17 protein-coding genes and 1 riboswitch are annotated in these 18302 nt (G+C 43.5%); of the genes, 11 read left to right on the plus strand and 6 right to left on the minus strand.

Features of this window, described 5'->3' with window-relative positions; translation table 11 throughout:
- Positions 1-32 precede the first annotated feature (32 nt).
- Together ACK1LH_RS07635 and ACK1LH_RS07640 are read left to right on the plus strand one after the other, a co-directional pair.
- A complete protein-coding gene (locus ACK1LH_RS07635) occupies positions 33-683 on the plus strand; it encodes an SDR family oxidoreductase (RefSeq protein WP_342826204.1) in 651 nt (216 codons plus the stop codon).
- 70 nt (positions 684-753) lie between these two features.
- Positions 754-948: a hypothetical protein gene (locus ACK1LH_RS07640; protein ID WP_411334903.1), complete on the plus strand. Its 195-nt coding sequence runs from the start codon at positions 754-756 to the stop codon at positions 946-948.
- Positions 949-983: 35 nt separating this feature from the next.
- Here the strand turns inward: ACK1LH_RS07640 and ACK1LH_RS07645 are convergent, their stop codons facing one another.
- Positions 984-1502: a sigma-70 family RNA polymerase sigma factor gene (locus ACK1LH_RS07645; RefSeq protein WP_411334904.1), complete on the minus strand. Its 519-nt coding sequence runs from the start codon at positions 1500-1502 to the stop codon at positions 984-986.
- Between the two features lie 344 nt (positions 1503-1846).
- Here ACK1LH_RS07645 and ACK1LH_RS07650 point away from each other — a divergent pair, with 344 nt between their 5' ends.
- The 7 genes from ACK1LH_RS07650 (at position 1847) to ACK1LH_RS07680 (ending at position 9575) form a co-directional block, all read left to right on the plus strand.
- Complete coding sequence (locus tag ACK1LH_RS07650; RefSeq protein ID WP_282033372.1) at positions 1847-2434, plus strand: cell wall hydrolase; 588 nt, start codon at positions 1847-1849, stop codon at positions 2432-2434.
- Positions 2435-2554: 120 nt separating this feature from the next.
- Entirely contained in the window at positions 2555-4030 is a 1476-nt protein-coding gene (locus ACK1LH_RS07655) for a spore germination protein (protein ID WP_051827163.1), read from the plus strand.
- A gap of 25 nt (positions 4031-4055) precedes the next feature.
- Positions 4056-5162: a spore germination protein gene (locus ACK1LH_RS07660; RefSeq protein ID WP_029565454.1), complete on the plus strand. Its 1107-nt coding sequence runs from the start codon at positions 4056-4058 to the stop codon at positions 5160-5162.
- On the plus strand, positions 5149-6222 hold the full coding sequence (locus tag ACK1LH_RS07665) for a Ger(x)C family spore germination protein (protein ID WP_029565455.1): 1074 nt from the start codon (positions 5149-5151) through the stop codon (positions 6220-6222). Before ACK1LH_RS07660 ends, ACK1LH_RS07665 begins: the two co-directional genes overlap by 14 nt.
- A 63-nt stretch (positions 6223-6285) precedes the next feature.
- Positions 6286-7614 carry a polysaccharide biosynthesis protein gene (locus ACK1LH_RS07670; RefSeq protein ID WP_411334905.1) on the plus strand — a complete coding sequence of 443 codons (1329 nt, stop codon included), beginning with the start codon at positions 6286-6288 and terminating at the stop codon, positions 7612-7614.
- A 73-nt stretch (positions 7615-7687) separates the two neighbouring features.
- Positions 7688-7789, plus strand: a riboswitch (purine riboswitch).
- Between the two features lie 150 nt (positions 7790-7939).
- Positions 7940-9133, plus strand: coding sequence for a NupC/NupG family nucleoside CNT transporter (locus tag ACK1LH_RS07675; protein ID WP_203290055.1), 1194 nt, complete (start codon positions 7940-7942; stop codon positions 9131-9133).
- A gap of 79 nt (positions 9134-9212) precedes the next feature.
- On the plus strand, positions 9213-9575 hold the full coding sequence (locus ACK1LH_RS07680) for a hypothetical protein (RefSeq protein WP_029281698.1): 363 nt from the start codon (positions 9213-9215) through the stop codon (positions 9573-9575).
- Between the two features lie 240 nt (positions 9576-9815).
- On the opposite strand, the gene ACK1LH_RS07685 is transcribed toward ACK1LH_RS07680, so the two are convergent.
- Positions 9816-10370 carry a GNAT family N-acetyltransferase gene (locus ACK1LH_RS07685; RefSeq protein ID WP_411334906.1) on the minus strand — a complete coding sequence of 185 codons (555 nt, stop codon included), beginning with the start codon at positions 10368-10370 and terminating at the stop codon, positions 9816-9818.
- 324 nt (positions 10371-10694) lie between these two features.
- Between ACK1LH_RS07685 and ACK1LH_RS07690 the strand changes: the two genes are divergently transcribed.
- Positions 10695-12599, plus strand: a complete 1905-nt coding sequence (locus tag ACK1LH_RS07690; RefSeq protein ID WP_029565459.1) for a heavy metal translocating P-type ATPase — start codon at positions 10695-10697, stop codon at positions 12597-12599.
- 41 nt (positions 12600-12640) lie between these two features.
- On the opposite strand, the gene ACK1LH_RS07695 is transcribed toward ACK1LH_RS07690, so the two are convergent.
- Both ACK1LH_RS07695 and ACK1LH_RS07700 read right to left on the minus strand, forming a co-directional pair.
- On the minus strand, positions 12641-12838 hold the full coding sequence (locus tag ACK1LH_RS07695) for a hypothetical protein (RefSeq protein ID WP_051827047.1): 198 nt from the start codon (positions 12836-12838) through the stop codon (positions 12641-12643).
- A gap of 102 nt (positions 12839-12940) precedes the next feature.
- Positions 12941-14263, minus strand: a complete 1323-nt coding sequence (locus tag ACK1LH_RS07700; protein WP_282033377.1) for a short-chain fatty acid transporter — start codon at positions 14261-14263, stop codon at positions 12941-12943.
- Positions 14264-14514: 251 nt separating this feature from the next.
- Between ACK1LH_RS07700 and ACK1LH_RS07705 the strand changes: the two genes are divergently transcribed.
- Complete coding sequence (locus ACK1LH_RS07705) at positions 14515-16659, plus strand: GDYXXLXY domain-containing protein (protein WP_411334907.1); 2145 nt, start codon at positions 14515-14517, stop codon at positions 16657-16659.
- A gap of 44 nt (positions 16660-16703) precedes the next feature.
- Here ACK1LH_RS07705 and ACK1LH_RS07710 read toward each other — a convergent pair whose 3' ends face one another.
- Positions 16704-17039 carry a DUF3243 domain-containing protein gene (locus ACK1LH_RS07710; RefSeq protein WP_029281687.1) on the minus strand — a complete coding sequence of 112 codons (336 nt, stop codon included), beginning with the start codon at positions 17037-17039 and terminating at the stop codon, positions 16704-16706.
- Between the two features lie 103 nt (positions 17040-17142).
- Positions 17143-18258 carry a glycosyltransferase gene (locus tag ACK1LH_RS07715; RefSeq protein WP_029565461.1) on the minus strand — a complete coding sequence of 372 codons (1116 nt, stop codon included), beginning with the start codon at positions 18256-18258 and terminating at the stop codon, positions 17143-17145.
- Positions 18259-18302: the final 44 nt, after the last annotated feature.

The following is an 18302-nucleotide window of genomic DNA, read 5'->3' on the forward strand; positions in this document are numbered from 1 at the left end:
CAAGCATACTACTTAAAAAGGTGTTGGTTAGAATGAATGTACTTATAGCTGGAGCAAATGGAACAACAGGAAGACTTCTTATCGAACAAATTGCAAAAGAGGGTGAGCATCGGGCGATTGCCATGGTGCGCGATCCGAAACAGGAGCCGGAGCTAGAAAAACTTGGGGCCCAAACGGTTGTCGGTGACCTTGAAGGTGACGTTTCGCACGCCGTACACCTTGCAGATGCGATCATTTTTGCAGCGGGCTCAGGGTCAAAAACAGGACCTGACAAAACAATTTCAGTTGATCAGGAAGGAGCCAAAAACCTGATTGATGAAGCTAAAAAGCATGGAATCAAACATTTTGTCATGCTCAGTTCGATGGGGACAGACAACCCGACGGCAGGACCATCAGATATGGAGCAGTATTTCATGGCAAAAGCCATAGCGGATGAGTACCTGCGAGGTTCAGATTTGTCCTATACAATCGTAAGGCCCGGCGCTCTTACCGATGAACGCGGCACAGGCAAAATCGAAGCTGCGGATAAAATTAATCAAAAAGAAGGCCGAAGCATTCCGAGAGAAGACGTGGCGGCTGTCCTTATTGCAGCCCTTACAAAAGATGAACTTAAAAATAAGACATTTGAAATCCTCTCAGGGGAAACGGATATGGATGAAGCTCTGTCAAAAGTGTATTCATAAAGGCGCTGGACAAGCGCCCTCCTCCTTAGTAAACTTGCAATGATGAACGAACAGGAGGAATCAGGTACTTATGGATAAGCAGCTCGCAAATGAAGTCCTTGATTCGCTGAAGACCGGGGAAATGAATGAATATCATGTACAAAAGGACTCATTTCTCCCTTTTCGCGAAGTTCTTGTTAAACGGGACGATTTCAAGCATTTCCGCGGCATTGCCCAGCAGGGCGGAAGTGTTGTATACAAATATCTCGAGACCCCAAGAAGCTGAAAAAGCCGTCGCGACAGACGGCTTCTTTTTTTTTCTTATTTTGACTGAACCCAAAATCTCTCTTTCCATTCTTCAGCACTCAGAGATCTGAGCTTCTTAACTGCGCCTCTTCTCCATGATTTGACACTTGCGGGAGTGGTATTTTCACTTGCGGCAATTTCACTGATTGTTTTTTCCTTCAGGCAATAGGATATCATCCAGATCTGCTGATGTTTGGTGAGGATGTCGCAGTTCGCCAAGATCATGGCTTCCATATCCTTTAAAGTTGATGGATCATCGGAAATCATCATGTGTTCCATCACATCTGATTCGGTCAAATCCTTGTTTTTATTTTGCTTATTCATTTCATTCAGCATAGAGCCTTTAATACTTGTATAAAGGTACGTTTCAAATGATCCCTTTTCCGGATCATATGTTTTTGAAGCTTTCCAAATGGCAATAAGGCCTGCCTGGTAAAATTCATCATGGTTACGGGTAATGCACAGCTTTTTAATATTGTGGTAAATCATTGGCTTATATTGTTTCTCAAGTTCTGCAAACGTGAAATCGTCCATGGTGCATCCATTTCTGAAGGGAGCGCTCTCTCAAGGGTATTCCGCGGTATCTTCATCATAGGAAATGGCTGCCGTCCGGTAAAATGCCGATACCGGCGAAATCATGCAAGAACAGAGACGGATGTGAACCGGATTCCTCTGTGATGTGCGGGGAATGAGGAGAATGGCATGACCATTAAAGGGGAAATGCCCTAATTTCTTTGGTGTGGAACCGGATTGGATGTATTTCCAGTTTTTTGGCAATGAAGAGCGTAAATAAACCTGTTAGGCTTATATATGTGCTTCACAGATTAAAATGTTCATCCGGCAAATTTGGATGCTATACAACTGGAGGTCTACATCATATGAAAAAATTAGCGTTCTTTACTTTAATTTCAGCGATGACTGTATCCCTATTCGGCTTCGAAAAGGCACAGGCTGCAGAAGGCCATAAAGTGCAGCACGGCGATACACTTTGGCTGATTGGAAAAAAACACGGAGTTTCTGTTAAAGATATTGAGTCTTTAAATCATAAAAGCGGACATTTATTATACGTTGGGGAAGAGCTTCAGATTCCTCAATCAATTTCAGATAAAGAGAAGGATCTGCTTGCACGCATTGTTCATGCTGAAGCAAAAGGTGAACCATATGCAGGCAAAGTGGCAGTTGCAACGGTCGTTTTAAACCGGGTAGAAGATGAGCGTTTCCCGGACTCTATCACAGATGTTATCTATCAGAAGGTATCAGGCATTTATGCATTCTCTCCTGTAGAAAACGGTGCAATTAACGAGCCGGCAGATGAAGAATCAAAAGAAGCTGTTCAGGAAGCGCTCGCTTATCAGGGAATGGACAATGAAGCTGTCTACTTCTACAATCCTGTCACGGCCGAAAGTGACTGGATCCGTTCAAGAGAAATTACGCTTACAATTGGTGACCATGTCTTTGCAAAATAAATTTTCTTCACTCCTTTCCTAAGCGGAAAGGAGTTTTTTTGCTCATTCGAATAAATCCTGCCGGGGGAGGAAATATAAGGGAAAGAATGAGCATGAAACGTGGTGAGACAAATGAACGAGATGATGAAGGAAAACGGAAAACCAAAACAATCGATGGCTGAACTGATCACCTGCTTTAAATCGTCATCTGATTTTGTTCAATTTGAGCACGATGCAAAAGAGCTGAAATTCTGGATTTCCTACATTAGGACAGTAGTGGATCCGACACTTTTGCATGAAAGTATATTAGGGCCGCTGCTTAAGGAAAAATGGACGAGTCTGCTTCAGCTCAAAGAGATTGTGCCAATAGAAGAAGTCATCATAACGATCGATACAGATGTTATATCAGAAAAGCTGCTTGAAGGGTATGTCATTATTTCCATGACAGAATACGGGACGCCCTGTGCGCTTCTTAGATCAACCCTGAATAAAGCAAGGGATATTTCTCTCCCTGAAGTGGAGTTCAGTGTAGTAGGGCCAAAGGAAGCCTTTGTCGAGGCGCTCGAGTTTAATATAAATCTTATCCGCAAACGGATACAGGTGCCGCAGCTGCGTGTTAAAGAACTGCAGATAGGTGACTTGTCAAAAACCAAAACAGCGGTTCTTTATATTGATAATATTGCAGATGAAGAAAACGTCAACACGATTATACAAAGACTGAAAAACATCCATTATGATCAGATTGGCGACAGCGGATATGTGGCGCAGTTCATATCTGACAACCATAACTCGCCGTTTCCGCAGGTGCTTGATTCTGAAAGGCCTGACCGGGTTGCAGCCGTACTCGCTGAAGGGAAGGTAGCTGTAGTTGTCGACGGATCTCCTCAGGTTCTGATTGGACCGACGACGCTTATCGAATTTTTCTCATCCTTTGAAGATTATTATTTAAACTGGGTGCTTTCATCCTTCTTCAGGCTTATAAGAGTTTTTGCGGTTGCCTTCTCCATATTGGTTACACCGGTATATGTAGCAACTCTGACTTTTCATTATGAACTGATTCCAAAAGATTTGCTCAGCACACTAGTAACATCCAGGAGAGAAATTCCGCTGCCTCCTATATTGGAAGCTCTCTTTCTCGAGCTGACAATTGAACTATTGAGGGAAGCAGGGGCAAGGCTCCCTACGAAAGTCGGCCAGACAATCGGCATCGTGGGCGGGATCGTTATCGGGACGGCTTCTGTTGAAGCGGGTCTTACAAGTAATGTCCTACTTATTATCGTTGCCCTGGCAGCCCTCGCTTCTTTTACAACACCTGTTTATAAAATGGGCAATACAATCCGGCTTCTAAGGTTTCCGTTTTTACTTTTTGCGCAGGTATACGGGCTTTTGGGCATTGTATTGTGCTTTTGTTTTCTGGCGGCCCATCTTCTCAGGCTTACATCGCTCGGCCGTCCGTTCCTGGTGCCGATTTTCCCTGCAAGAGCAAGGGATTTGAAGGATGCGATCATCAGGTTTCCATTTTCAACATTAAGCAAAAGACCGCTTGCTCTCAGAACGAAAAAACCGGACAAATTCTCATCGAAACAGGCAAAACAGAAACACGACATTGACGAGTAGACTGCATAAAGGAGGTGTCCCGGACTTGAAAAAAATTGCCGAACGCTATCAGGTTTCGCCCTATATGGTTTTCTACCTGATACACGCCCTGCAATTCGGTGTAGGTGTACTCGGGTTTCAGCGCTTTATTTCTCTTGATTCCGGGCACGACGCATGGATTGCTGTCCTAGGATCAGGGCTTGCAGTCCATATCGCAGTGTTCTTGATCTATCAGATACTTAAAGATCAAGAAGGCAACATTCTTGATGTGCAGAAAAAGCTTTTTGGGAAATGGATAGGAAATGCTCTTAATGCTGTGGTCATCATTTACTTTACCTGTCTTGCCACCAATGTACTAAGAACGTTTATTGAAGTCATCCAGGTGTGGATGTTTCCAGACTTAAATGTCTGGCTCTACAGCTTCCTCTTTCTCGTCCTCGCTTATTACATATTAAGCGGCGGATTCAGGGTGGTGGCCGGCATCGCTTTTTTTGGGGTCGTTCTTCCCAGTTATTTAATTCTGACCTATCTTTTCACACTTAAATTTGCGAATTTTAACAATCTGATGCCGATATTTGACCACTCATTAACAGATTTATTAAAAAGCACAAAAAACATGTCTCTGACTGTTATTGGATTCGAAGCGCTGTTCATGTACTATCCGTTTATAAAAAACCCCGAAAAATCAAAAAAGTGGGCTCATATAGGTATAGCAGTAACAACCCTTCTCTATTTGATCATCATGCTGTTCAGCATTATTTACTTCAGTGAAGAACAGCTGCAGAAAAATGTGTGGGCAACCCTTACAATCTGGAAAATCGTTGAAATGCCGTTTGTAGAGAGATTTGAGTATATAGGCATCGCAAACTGGAATCTTGTCATTCTTCCAAATGTCTGTCTCACGCTTTGGTGCGCAAGCAGGGGAATGAAGCAGCTGATTAAAATTAAGCAAAAATACACGATCCTTATCGTTCTTGCTGTCACCTATGCCGGGATCAACTTCATGAATAGCCGTGAGCAGATCAATACGCTGAATTCATTTCTGGGGGAAGTCGGATTTTACGTTTTTATAGCCTATATTCCAATGCTTTATTTATGCACTCTTATATACAGGAAACTAAAAAAAGGGGGCAAAAAAAGTGAAAAAGCGTAAATGGCTGATAGTCCTTATTCCGCTGTTTTTGACAGGCTGCCTTGAAAAAGAAATTCTTGATGATGTGAACATTATTACAGTCGTCGGGTATGACATGGAGAGCTCAGACAGGATGAAAGGCACGGTCATTATTCCTGTTTACACACAGGATGCCCCCGTCGAAAGCGAGATTATTGAGGATACGTCCTCTACAGAAGTGAGCAAAGACATTCTGACCCATCTCCAGCGGAAATCATCTGATCCGCTTGTGCTCGGGAAGATATCGGTCGTCATATATTCAGAAGAGGTTGCAAAAAAGGGGATTACAAATCTTGTGGACACGCTTCAAAGGGATGCCAGCGTAGGCTCAAGGGTTTATCTCACTGTCGGCAGGGAGAATGCAAATGAAATCATGAAGTCGGAGTTTGGAAACAGAGGAGCGGCACCTTATATTTCAAATTTGATTAAGCATAACATTGAAAACCGGGATGTCCCCAAAACAAATCTTCATATTTTTCTGTATGATCTGTATTCAAATGACTCCGATCCGTACTTGCCGATATTAAAGAAAAATGAAGCAGGTTCTGTTGAAATTGATGGCCTCGCCCTGTTTAAAGAAGACAAAATGATCGGTGAAATTCCTAATGAAAAATTGTTCTTCTTTAAACTGATTGCTGATAAATTTACAGAGGGATCCTATGCTTTAAAGCTTCCGGACAAGAACCAGGTAGCTATTAAAACGATTTCTTCAGACAGGAAAGTGAAGCTTGATAAAGCTGACCCTTCAAAGATTACAATAGATGTAAAAATTAACGGCTTTGTCCAGCAGTATACCGGCAAAATGATTACGCCAAAAATTAAAAACCAGATGGAAAAAGCGTTTGAGAAGGTGGTTGCTGAAGAGTCGCTTGAGCTTATTGAGCAATTTAAGGAACAGAATGTCGATCCGTTAGGACTGCACGATATAATCAAAAGCAAAGTAAGAGGATTTACTCAAAAAGACTGGAAAGAGACCTATCCTGAGCTTTCAGTGAAAATTAAGCCGTCTGTCACCATCACAGAAACAGGCGTGATCGAATAAGCGCCCTAAATACTAAAATAATTTCATGCCTTGTCTCATATCCTGTTAGCAGGGGGGAGCAGCATGAATTCTTTTTTTAAAGGAACATTGTTATTAATCGTCGCAGCCTTTTTCAGTGAATGCATCGAATTCTTCGTCAATATGATTCTTGCGAGGGAGCTTGGAGAAGAGGGCATGGGAAGGTATATGTCCATTTTGCCTGTTATCTTTTTGGTGATTGTTCTGGCAAGTCTTGAGCTTCCCATTTCAATTTCAAAATACATAGCAGAAAATAAGAAAGTCCTTCACTACAGCATGCTGCAGCATGCCCTGAAAATGACGGCTGCCGTCACATTCACCGTATTGGCAGGGACTTATATCCTCTTTACGGCCACACCGCTGCTGGATGGCTTTCATCCCGCAGTCAAATGGCTGTTTATCGGCCTCATCCCGATTGCCTCATTTTCATCCATTGCCCGGGGATACTTTATGGGTGTGCAGCAGATGGGGAAGATCGCGGTGTCCAATTTTCTGAGAAAAGCCGTCCAGTTCACCGTTCTGCTTTGCGTTTTCTCTGTATTTAACTTTAGCCAGCAGGCGCTTCTGATTGCTCTGTGTGCTTTTATAGGCAGCGAATTGATTGTCTTTCTCTACCTGACAAGCATGTTCATGATTCACATGCATGCACTCAGGCGGGGGAGCTTTACTCCAATTACAGGAACAGAAGCCCGGAAAAAACTGCTTTCTGTCTCCCTGCCGACAACAGGCTTGAGAATTTTTCATGCGATAACAAATGCCATCCAGCCTTTTCTGATTCAGACAGCCCTTGTGGCCGCCGGATTCGGGGCAGCAGCCGCAACAGAGCATTTCGGCATGCTGACTGGCGTTGCGATGTCGATTGGTTTTTTTCCGGCATTTATTGCCCATTCTCTTATGATCATGCTTATACCGACTGTTTCGGATGCTTATGCTCAAAAGGATACGAAAACATTGCGCAATCTTCTGCAGCAGTCCATGTCCTTTACTATGCTTTACGGGGTTCCGGCGGTTTTCATTATTTCTCTGTTTGCTGAGCCCCTGACAAGTCTTTTCTTTTCATCTGATCAGGCAGCCTTTTATTTGAAACTGCTCTGGCCGTATTTCCTGTTTCACTTCTTCGTCATCCCCATGCAGGCTTATTTAATAGGTCTCGGGCTTGTAAAAGATGCTTTTTATCATACGCTCTGGTCGCATATCGTTTCGTTTGCGATGATGTTTTTCCTCGGTTCGAGAGAGTCGCTTCATATGACCGGCATCATACTCGGCATGAACACGGGCATTGTGCTCCTGACGTTCATGCACTATTTTACAATCTGCGAGAAAATAGGCATTACCGTGTGGCTGACAAAAAGAAGAGACAATGTTTACCGATGATTCGAAATAAACTTTCTAGTCTGCAAATAACGGAGCGGGTTGAAAAAGTCCTGTGTCCAACGTAAAATACAGAAATAACTTCATACGTTTTCCTTATATAATCATGGAGATATGGTCCATAAGTTTCTACCTGGCAGCCTTAAATTGCCGGACTATAGGGAAAGTAAGAACGGATCGTCCATTTATTGAGGCCATTGTTCAAGCTTTCTTTGTAGAGAGATGAACTGCGGTCTCTTTTTTTTTGGTAAAGAGGTCAGACATCCGACCGCCGAAATGATTCGCTAAGGAAAACGGCTGTTGATTACGAAAAATGGGGGCATACAACTTGAGCATTTTATATGGAATACTATCACTTGCAGGCATTCTGTTTCTTGGCTGGCTCCTCAGCAGCAGCCGCAAAAGCATTAACTGGAAAACGATCGGCATCGGACTATTGCTTCAGACTGTTTTTATCCTGTTTGTCCTTAAAGTAGAGGCAGGGGCCTTTATCCTTGAAAAAGCAGCTTTAGGCGTTCAGAAAATGATTGATTTCAGCTCTGAGGGAATTCAATTTGTATTCGGAGGATTCTACGGGGAAGAAACGAACATTACCTTTGTTTTTGCCATTAATGTTCTTGCAGTGATCATTTTTATTTCTGCCCTTATATCCGCACTTTATTATATGAGAATTATTCCTTTTGTCGTAAGAATCATCGGCCTTTCAATCGGCAGACTGCTTGGGACAACAAAGGTTGAGACGTTCAGCGCTGTCGGCAACTCATTTCTTGGCCTTGTCGAAGCGCCGCTTCTTGTCCGTCCTTACTTGAAGGATCTGACCCGTTCGGAGCTGTTTGCCGTCATGGTAGGCGGAACCGCATCTGCCAGCGGAGCCATTCTTGTCGGATATTCGTTAATGGGCATTGAGATGAAGTATTTGCTGATTTCGGTTTTCAGCGTTCCGTTTGTTTCTTTGATAACAGCCAAACTTCTTGAACCTGAGACAGAAGTTTCAAAAACAAATGACAATGTGATGATGGAAAAAACGAAGCATGCCAACGTATTTGAGGCCATTGCAGAAGGTGCAGTGAGCGGAGTGTCGCTAGCACTTAATATCGGGGGACTGCTGATTGCTTTTATCAGTATTCTTGCCCTTGTCAACGGGGGACTTGGACTTCTTGGAACGGACCTGTCCGAAATTTTCGGGTACGTATTTTATCCGCTTGCCCTGATGATTGGCGTTCCGTTTGATGATGCATTTAAAGCGGCTTCCATTATTGGAACAAAGCTGTCAGTCAATGAATTTGTCGCCTTTATGGATTTAAGCAAGTCGATGGAGGAGCTTTCGCCTAAAACAACAGCCATCCTGTCAATAGCGCTATGCAACTTTGCCAATCTTTCTTCAATTGGACAGCTGATTGTCGGACTGGGCTCGCTCGAACCTTCAAAACGCCCGCTCGTTTCAAAGCTCGGATTCAAGGCAATTATCGGCGGGACACTTGCAAGCTTCATCACAGCTGTGTTTGTGGGCATGTTCATGTAAAAATTGAAAAGGACAATTTCTAAAGAGGAAAAAGGTGCGTAAAGTTAGGAAGAAGTAACTCCAGGCAGGAGGTTTTAATATGGGAATCAAAACCATTAAAATTTCAGTGCTGTACCTGGCTGCCGGGCTGTTTCTCGGTTTGTACATGTCCATGGCCCATGATTATGTGCTTGCGCCGGTTCATGCACACGTGAATCTTCTCGGTTGGACGACGCTGACCATTGCGGGTATTCTGTATTATTTATTTCCTGAGCTGACGGACCACTTTCTTGCGAAATCTCATTTTTGGCTGCACAACATCGGCCTGCCATTAATGATGATCGGCCTGGTGTTTGCTGTATCGGGAAACAGCAGCCTGCTTTTCCTGACCATCGCCGGTTCCTTTGCAGTTGTCGCGGGTTTGTTATGTTTTGTATGGAATGTGCTGGTCAATTTAAAGTAGAATGGAAAAAGGAAGCAAACTGCTTCCTTTTTTTGCTGTTCAGCTTTTGTATGTGAATTCCTGAAGTTTACCTGATCCGCTGCATGAACGGCATGTCCGGGATAAGGGAAGAACAGAATGTATCTTCACCTTGCCTGACCCGCTGCAGCTTCTGCAAATAACAACTAATGCCATCAAGCGTTCACCTCGCCAAGAAAATAGATAGAAATCACTATCTATTTTGGGAATCATGAAGAGGTATTATACATTTCTCAATGAAAAAGACAGCCATTCTTCGCGCAGCATGCCCATCTTAATGGCATCATAATAAACGCCATTGTAATATCGGCACTTCCTGATCCTGCCTTCTAATCGCATCCCTGTTTTTTCTGCCACCCTGATCATTCTTGTATTTCCCGACCAAGTGGATAGGCCGATCCTTATGAGCTTGTATTTTTCAAATAAATGCCGGACCCAGAGCTTTAAGGCCTCTGTGCCTGCTCCCTTGTGCCAGTTGGACGGCTCGTAAATGACAATCCCGACCTCAAGCCAGTTAGAAGGCTGATGCTCCCAGTAGTATGTCACCATTCCAATCAGGCGTCCGTTTACTTCAATATACATTTTATTTGAATACAAATCTTTTGCTTCTCTTTTTTTCTCCTTTTCAAAATCTCTTCTTGTCATAAAGCCGACAGGGAAATAGGGAGCGTCCCATTTCTTCCACTCTGGATCTTTTTCACCGTATATAAACTCCCATAATATAGGGATATCATCATGGTTCAGCCTTCTGAGAAGGACATTTTTTCCTTGAATCATACCATTATCCCGCCTCCTTTCTTCCTTTTTTCTCCACGTTTTACTGGAATCCTTTTCCAAAGTGAAGTTTTTTTAAAAAAAAAGACCGGTTATCGGAACAATTTGCCTTAATTCATTTCCGGTGGGAATACGATTCAAATGATAATAATTATTAAATAGAAATAATAATAATTTTTAGTTGAGTTTCGGTGACATTTTGCTATAATAGAACATACACTAGTTCAAAACCTTTATATATAGGTTACTGTTGCTGCTCTGAGGGCAGCATTTGTGTTTTATACAGAGAATGATGATGATTATGATTCTCAATTAAGGAGGCTTACAATGAGCTTAAATGAAAATGCGATTGAACATGGCGGGAAATCAGTGATTAATAGAATAAAAGAAAACGGCGAACTTATAGCGGCACTTCTATCGGGATTGCTGATCCTTTGCGGATGGCTCCTGCAGACACAGCAGGGAGACACCCCATTTACAGCTGCCCTGTTTATATCGGCATTCATTATAGGAGGGTATGCAAAAGCGAAAGAAGGCATTGAAGAAACGATTGAAGACCGCAAGCTGAATGTTGAACTTCTGATGGTTTTTGCAGCCATCGGATCAGCACTTATCGGCTATTGGGTAGAGGGAGCCATTTTAATTTTTATCTTTGCGCTGAGCGGTGCACTCGAAACGTTTACAATGAACAAAAGTGAAAGAGAACTTTCTGCACTCATGGAACTTCAGCCGGAAGAAGCGTCACTGCTGAAAGACGGAAGAGAAATACGAGTGCATGTGTCAGAACTCAAAGTAGGAGACAGAATTGTTGTCAGACCTGGTGAGCGGATTGCAACAGACGGGGAAGTGGTCTCAGGAACAACAAGCATCGATCAGGCAGCGATAACCGGTGAATCCATTCCGGTCGAGAAAAAGACGGAGGATACCGTCTATGCAGGAACCGTTAACTTGAGCGGTTCCATCACAGTAGCTGTTACAAAAAACAGCGATGAAACACTTTTCAAGAAAATTATTGAGCTTGTGCAATCCGCACAGTCTGAGAAGTCACCATCCCAGCTTTTTATTGAACGATTTGAAGGCACGTATGTAAAAGGTGTTCTTGCGGCAGTTGCCCTCATGATGTTTGTGCCTCATTACCTGCTTGACTGGAGCTTCAGCGAAAGCTTTTACCGCGCCATGGTCCTGATGGTCGTTGCGTCGCCATGTGCTCTTGTTGCATCCATTACACCCGCAACACTGTCTGCCATTTCCAATGGAGCCAGAAACGGACTCCTCTTCAAAGGGGGCGTTCATTTAGAGCGCTTGAGCAAATTGAAGGTCATCGCTTTTGATAAGACAGGGACTTTGACAAAGGGAGAACCGCAAGTAACAGACGTGATGATCCTAAAAGAGATGAATGAGACAGATGTTCTGTCTGCAGCAGCTTCAATTGAAAAACAGTCAAATCATCCCCTGGCAAAAGCGATTGTCAAGCATGTTGAAAAAGAATATCCTCATGTAGAGACTGGTATGGCTGAAGTTCAGGAGCAATCAGGGTTTGGTGTGAGCGCTGTATGGAAAGGCGGTAAATGGAGTATCGGAAAGCCTGACCAGAATGAACCGCAAAACAAGCTGACTGAATTTGGACTGAAAAAGGCACAAGAAGGGAAAACAGTCGTTTATGTAAAAAATGAGGAGACTCTTGCAGCCGTACTTTGTCTTCAGGATGGCTTAAGACATGACGCTGTATCGGCTATACGGGAACTGAAAGAAGCAGGAATCCATACCGTTATGCTTACAGGAGATAATGAATCTACGGCAAAATCAATTGCTGAAGCTGCAAATGTGGATCAGTATGTGGCGGAATGTCTGCCTGATGATAAGGTGTTTGAAGTGAAAAACCTCGGAAAAACATACGGACAGACCGCCATGATCGGCGACGGCATTAATGATGCCCCAGCCCTTGCAGCGGCTAATGTCGGCATTGCAATGGGGGAAGGCACGGATGTGGCACTTGAAACAGCAGATGTCGTTCTGATGAAAAATGACCTGACAAAGCTGAAAAAAGCGATTGAGCTTTCTAAAAAAATGGACCGGATCGTGAAGCAGAACATCGTCTTCTCCATGTCTGTCATCGCCCTGCTTATTTGTTCAAATTTTCTTCAAATCCTTGATTTGCCCCTTGGCGTCATAGGACATGAAGGCAGCACAATCCTTGTTATATTAAATGGTCTCCGCCTTTTGAAGGCATGAAAAAACGGACGAATTATTTTCGTCCGTTTTTTTGCGGAAAATTACTGTTCTCCGGCCGGTTCTTCATCCGGCCGTCTGCTTACGATGACGTAAGCGGATGAAATGCAGATAAAGCCAAGAATCCAGCCAATGAGCGAGCTGTAATAAAACCAATCTGTTAATTGAATAAAGATAAATGGCGAAGCAAAACCGGCAAGACATAATAGCAGGACTATTCTGCGTTTCATCCATTTCAGCAATGCGAACATCTCCTTAACTGGGTAAGAACATACTCCACCATTCATTATACATAAAAACATGTGCTGTGAAAAATGTGCATCCATCTTTAAACAATCGATCCCCTAGAGAAAGAAAAATCCAAGTGAAATGATGACACCGCTGATAAGGAGCACAAAAACGCAGTAGCCCATAATGTCTTTTGCTTTTAAACCTGCTATGGCAAGAGCAGGAAGCGCCCAGAACGGCTGAATCATATTCGTCCATGCATCACCCCAGGCAACGGCCATCGCGGTCTTTGGCATGGATACATCGAGTGCTTTGGCAGCTTCAATCATAACGGGTGCCTGTACCGCCCATTGTCCGCCGCCGGATGGGACAAAGATATTAACAAGTCCCGCACTCCAGAATGCAAGAACCGGGAATGTCTGCTGATTTGAAATGGAGACGAAGCCTTCTGAAATGACCGCAGCGAGTCCGGATGTGACCATCATCCCCATAATGCCTGCATAAAACGGAAACTGAATGATGATTCCAGAAGTGCCTTTAATGGCTTCTGCCACAGCATTCAGGAAATTCCTCGGAGTGCCGTGGAACAGGATGCCCAAAAATAAAAACATGAAATTTACTACATCCAGGTTCAGCAGAAATCCATTCTTCATAAAATAAGAAAAAAGGTAGATCAGGCCCATTATGCCAATGACCATTGAGATGATTTTGCTGTTTTCAGCCTTTTCAGCCGGAGTGTGAGAGGCAAACTCGAGCGAAGCAGCTTCAGCGCCTGTCTCATTCAAAAGAGCAGGATCAATTGATATCGTCTCCTCTTTTCCCGGCATCATCAATCTGTTAACAAGCGGGAGTGCGATAAACAATACGGCAACAATGATCAGGTTGAACGGGGCAAAAATGGTTTCGGATGTCGGAATCAGTCCAATCAGATCCTGTGCAAAATGCCCTTCTGTTGCAATCGTCAGCGGAACAGAGCCTGAAATTCCTCCATGCCAAATAACAAATCCGCTGTATGCGCTCGCTATCAGAAGACGGTAGTCAACGTTTGTTACTTTTTTAGCCAGCTCCTTAGCAAAAAGTGCTCCGATGACAAGGCCGAAACCCCAGTTGATAAAGCTTGCGATCATCGATACTGCCGTTACATACACGATGGCCTGACCTGGTGTTTTTGCCGCGGAAGCCATTGCGCTGAGCCCCTTTTTAAAGAGCGGGCTGCTTGCTAGAACATGGCCTGTTACAAGAACGAGCACCATCTGCATAGCAAAGCTGAGCAGTCCCCAAAATCCTCCTCCCCAGAATTCCACCATTTGAAGAGGGGTGGACGGCGTAAAGATAAGACCAAGGATGAAAACGGCAAGAGTTAGAATAATGACGAATAAATACGGGTCTGGCAAGTAGCGCTGCATAAGCCTGTTCGAAAGTGAAATGACTGCTTTCATTCGTTTCCCTCCAATTTTAGTTCTTGTGTGCACTAAAATGTATTCGCTTTCAATACGCAATCTCCTTTTTTACACCAGATTCTATGATGAGGTTTTATAATGATGATAAACTAGTTAAAGAGTATGTATGTTGATGACAAATAAATAATCATTTGTTGTATTTACACAATATAGAGAATAGTGTAATATTACACCACGAACACAAATGATTGCTTTTCTGTGAAACTTGTCTAAAGGAAGGGGCATGTAAGATGAAAAAAACGATCCCGCTTGGCTATGCAGCTTCAATTATCTTTATCCTCTCAGGCATCATCTTTTTCTTTGCATCAAACTGGGGAGGCTTTGAACGAACGGAAAAGACCTCCCTTGCAGCAGGTATTATGATTCTGTTTTATGGAGGAAGCTTTCTTTTTGGAAAATGGATGAAGAGACCGGATTTGACCAGATGGCTGCTGGTTGGCGGGGCAGTGTCCTTTGGGGCTGCCGTCGCTCTGATCGGGCAAATTTACAATTCACATGCAGACAGCTATCTCCTTTTTGTCATATGGCTGATTCCATCCCTGCTGCTTGCTGTTATTACCCGCTATCAGCCTTTTGCCATACTATCCTACGTGCTGTTTATGCTTTCTTACTGGTTTTATCTCTATCCGTCAAGCATCTTTCTTTACCGGACGGAATTTGAGCAGCTCCTCATTTATCTGGGCATCGTGGTGCTGAATGGCCTTGTCTTTTTTCTTGCAAGGTCACTGGGTCTGAAGGTGCTTGAATATTGTGCGTTTGCTGTCGTTCACCTCTTTTTGATCATCATGTCATTTTACTATGTATTTGAAACCTACAGTCTCTGGATGAATGTCATGTTCCTTGCCGTTCTTTTGTTGAGCTATTTTTCTTTCATGAAAAAAGCGGGGCATCAGGGCCTGACGTTTATTGGCTTCACAATGGCCGGCATCTATGTTCTGTCAAAATATATCGAGATGAGCATACGACTGTCAGATCAGCTTGGAGGACTCAGCTTTTACTTTTTCACCATTCTTCTGGCTCTTATCTTTTTAGGTGCCGGGATTTTTGCAGCAGTAAAAGCAGCTAAACAGGCATCAAGTGATTCGGCAGCGTTTAAAGTGTCTAAAAATATTCTGATTGTCATCATCACGTTAACATCTTCCATTTTACTGTCATCAAGCTTGGCGGGCTTGCTTTACCTGATATTTGAGTCCTCATATGCTTTGGCAATCGTGAGTATGGTGTTTCTGATTTTGGCTGCAGTGCTGAAAACAGTAAATCCTGCAGCAAGGTATACGCTTTTCATTACAGGATTTTTATCGGCTCTTGGGGTCATCACCATCATGGATACAGCGGCTGTTTATCTTTTTCTAATAGCGGGAGCAGTCATCCTCCTGATTGAAAGAGAAGGTTTCCTTCAATTTCTCGCATATTCATTCGTGCTCGCTTTATTGCTTAACCTGTTTTCCGTGCATTTTGAGTGGACGGATCATTTCAGAGTGATTCTTGCAGCTGTGTCACTCATCCAATTTGCCCTTTTGCTGATTCCGTTCAAGCCTCTGCGAAAGCTTGACAGTGTGTTTCTGGCATATGGGTTTCTGCTGTTGTATCCTGCAGCGTTCTGGGGGACGGACTGGCGGGAAACACTTGTCTATCAGATTTTGTATTTTGGACTGAATCTTGCGGCACTGGTCATTTATCAGCAAAAGGAGGAAGTGTTTAAGAGAAATGCAGCCTGGGTGTTTTTCATTCTGTTTTTAACAGGCTTATATTATGATTTTGCCTGGAAGCTCCTTCATAAATCGGTCACTTTCCTGATTATTGGCGTGGTGCTGTTTGCAGCTGCCCGTTACTTTGACCGGGAAAAGAGAGCAGGGGAATCTGCATTTTCAAAAAAGAGATGGGCGATGATTGCAGCAGTTGTTCTTCTGCAGCTGGGATTTACGGGCTATCAGTCTGTTGCCAATGAGACTGCCTTAAGAGAAGGAACGTCTGTCATTCTTGAGCTCGAACCGCTGGATCCGAGATCTGTGATGCAGGGGGATTATGTTCAGCTTAGATATGAGGCCGGCCGTTTTGAAGGAGATGAAGCCATGAAAACCGGCACGGTTGTCACTGTTAAGGTGAAGAAGGACAGTACTGGGGTTTTCAGACCGGAAGGAAAGCCTGTCATTGGAAGGGCAGCCGACATGGGAGAGCCTGAACAGGACACCGTCTATCTCACCGGGAAATACAACGGCTATGACAGCGTGCATTTCGGCATTGAATCGTTTTTTGTGGAAGAAGGTACCGGTCTTGAGCTTGAACGCTCGGCGAAGTATGCAAAAGTAATCGTATCTGATGAAGGAAATGCTTTACTGACAGATGTAAAAAAGGATCTTTCTTCATTAAAATAGAAAACATCCATCCAGGCTTCCTGGATGGATGTTTTCTGTTTCTGTTAATTTGTTTCGTTGGCCAGTTTGACCAGCATGTGCGCAAGATAATGTCTTTCTTCATCATTTCCGACTTTCCAAAGCTGGTGGAGAAGATATTCTTCGCTGTTTTTAGGTTCTACGTTATTGGCAAGGTAACCGGCCACTTTTTCTGCGCCTTTGGCCAGCATCTCATCACTCAGTCCGAGACGTTTCCCGGCTTCAACTTTGTCGCCTAAGTACGATTTAAACTCTTCAAAGTCTCTTAGGATCGCGTCCATTTTTTCGTTGTTCATAGAATCCAGCTTGTTCTCAATCTTTTCGGTTTGAATTGACTCGTCTTTTACTTGATGATTTGACATGTTTCTTGCACCTCCTGGTAAAGTTACTTGTTACATTCCCTTATCACAGAGAGGTAAACCTTGGGAATGTGCAAAAGTGCGGATGAATTCCTTTTTTAAAGGATTAATCATAGGTTCTTCCTTTCCAGGTATAGCCGGTTTTTTTGACAGAAGCAAACATGGACGCATAAAGGAGTAGTAGGAAGGCTGCAGCCGAAAATGGAATGGCAGGGGACAAAGCCAGTGTCTGCCTGCTGCGTAAGTCGATGTATGCTTTTTGCAGTACGATAAGCAAGTAGGGGACAAAAAAATGCAGGTTCATTTTCCCCTGAATCAGTTCTGTAATTCCATAGAGTGCTAGAAAAAAAGGAAACAGGTAGACCAATCCGTAAAACAGCGAAAAGAGAATAACAATTAAAATTGATCGCCCAAACCCCGGAAAAATGTTTTTTTTGAACCCTTCCCAAACAGCTTTATTGCTGTCATACATATAACAGGTGACATACTCCGTGACATTCGCAAGGACCGCGCGATATCCGTTTTGTTTCGTGATTTTTGCAAGAGCCACATCATCTACTATGGCGTCTTTAACCGCCTTATGTCCCCCGAACTTGCGGTATGCGTTTTTTTCAAACATGATAAAAGCTCCGTGTGCAGCGGATGCAGCTGCCATAGGTGTGTAATTGGCAAGGTAAAGGGGAAGATGAAAATAGATTAAGAGATGCTGCATGGGCACAAGCCATTTTTCCAGAATTGTTTTAACCGGAAAGCGGGGAAAACCGGAAAGCATGTTTGCTTTTTTTTGTTTCATTAAGGCGAGAGAACGTTCGATCGTATGTTTATGTACGCGAACATCTGCATCAAGAAATAAATAATAGTCGCCTGATGCCATGCTGCTGAGCTGGTGGCAGGCAAACACTTTGCCTGCCCAACCATCAGGCAGGTCTGAACCTGTCACAATTTTAAACCGGCTGTCATTCCTTGCTGCATTAGTCAGGATTTCTTTTGTCCGGTCTGTAGACTGATCATCAAGCATGATGATTTCAAGGTTTGGATAGGAAAGGTTTTTAAGGGATGCGGCAAGATCTTCTGCATTTTTTTCCTCATTGCGGAGGGGAATCAAGATTGATACTAAAGGTGCCGCACCTGTCGAACCTTTTTTTAAAGACGGCATGAAAAGTGAATTAAGTATAGTCCAGGCGAGAAGACAGGCTAGGAAAATCTCAAACAGGAGAAGCATGGAATCACATCCTTTTATACATATAAAATAAGGGCAAAAGGCAA

The sequence above is a fragment of the Metabacillus indicus genome, from assembly GCF_046603695.1.
GTDB lineage: Bacteria > Bacillota > Bacilli > Bacillales > Bacillaceae > Bacillus_P > Bacillus_P indicus.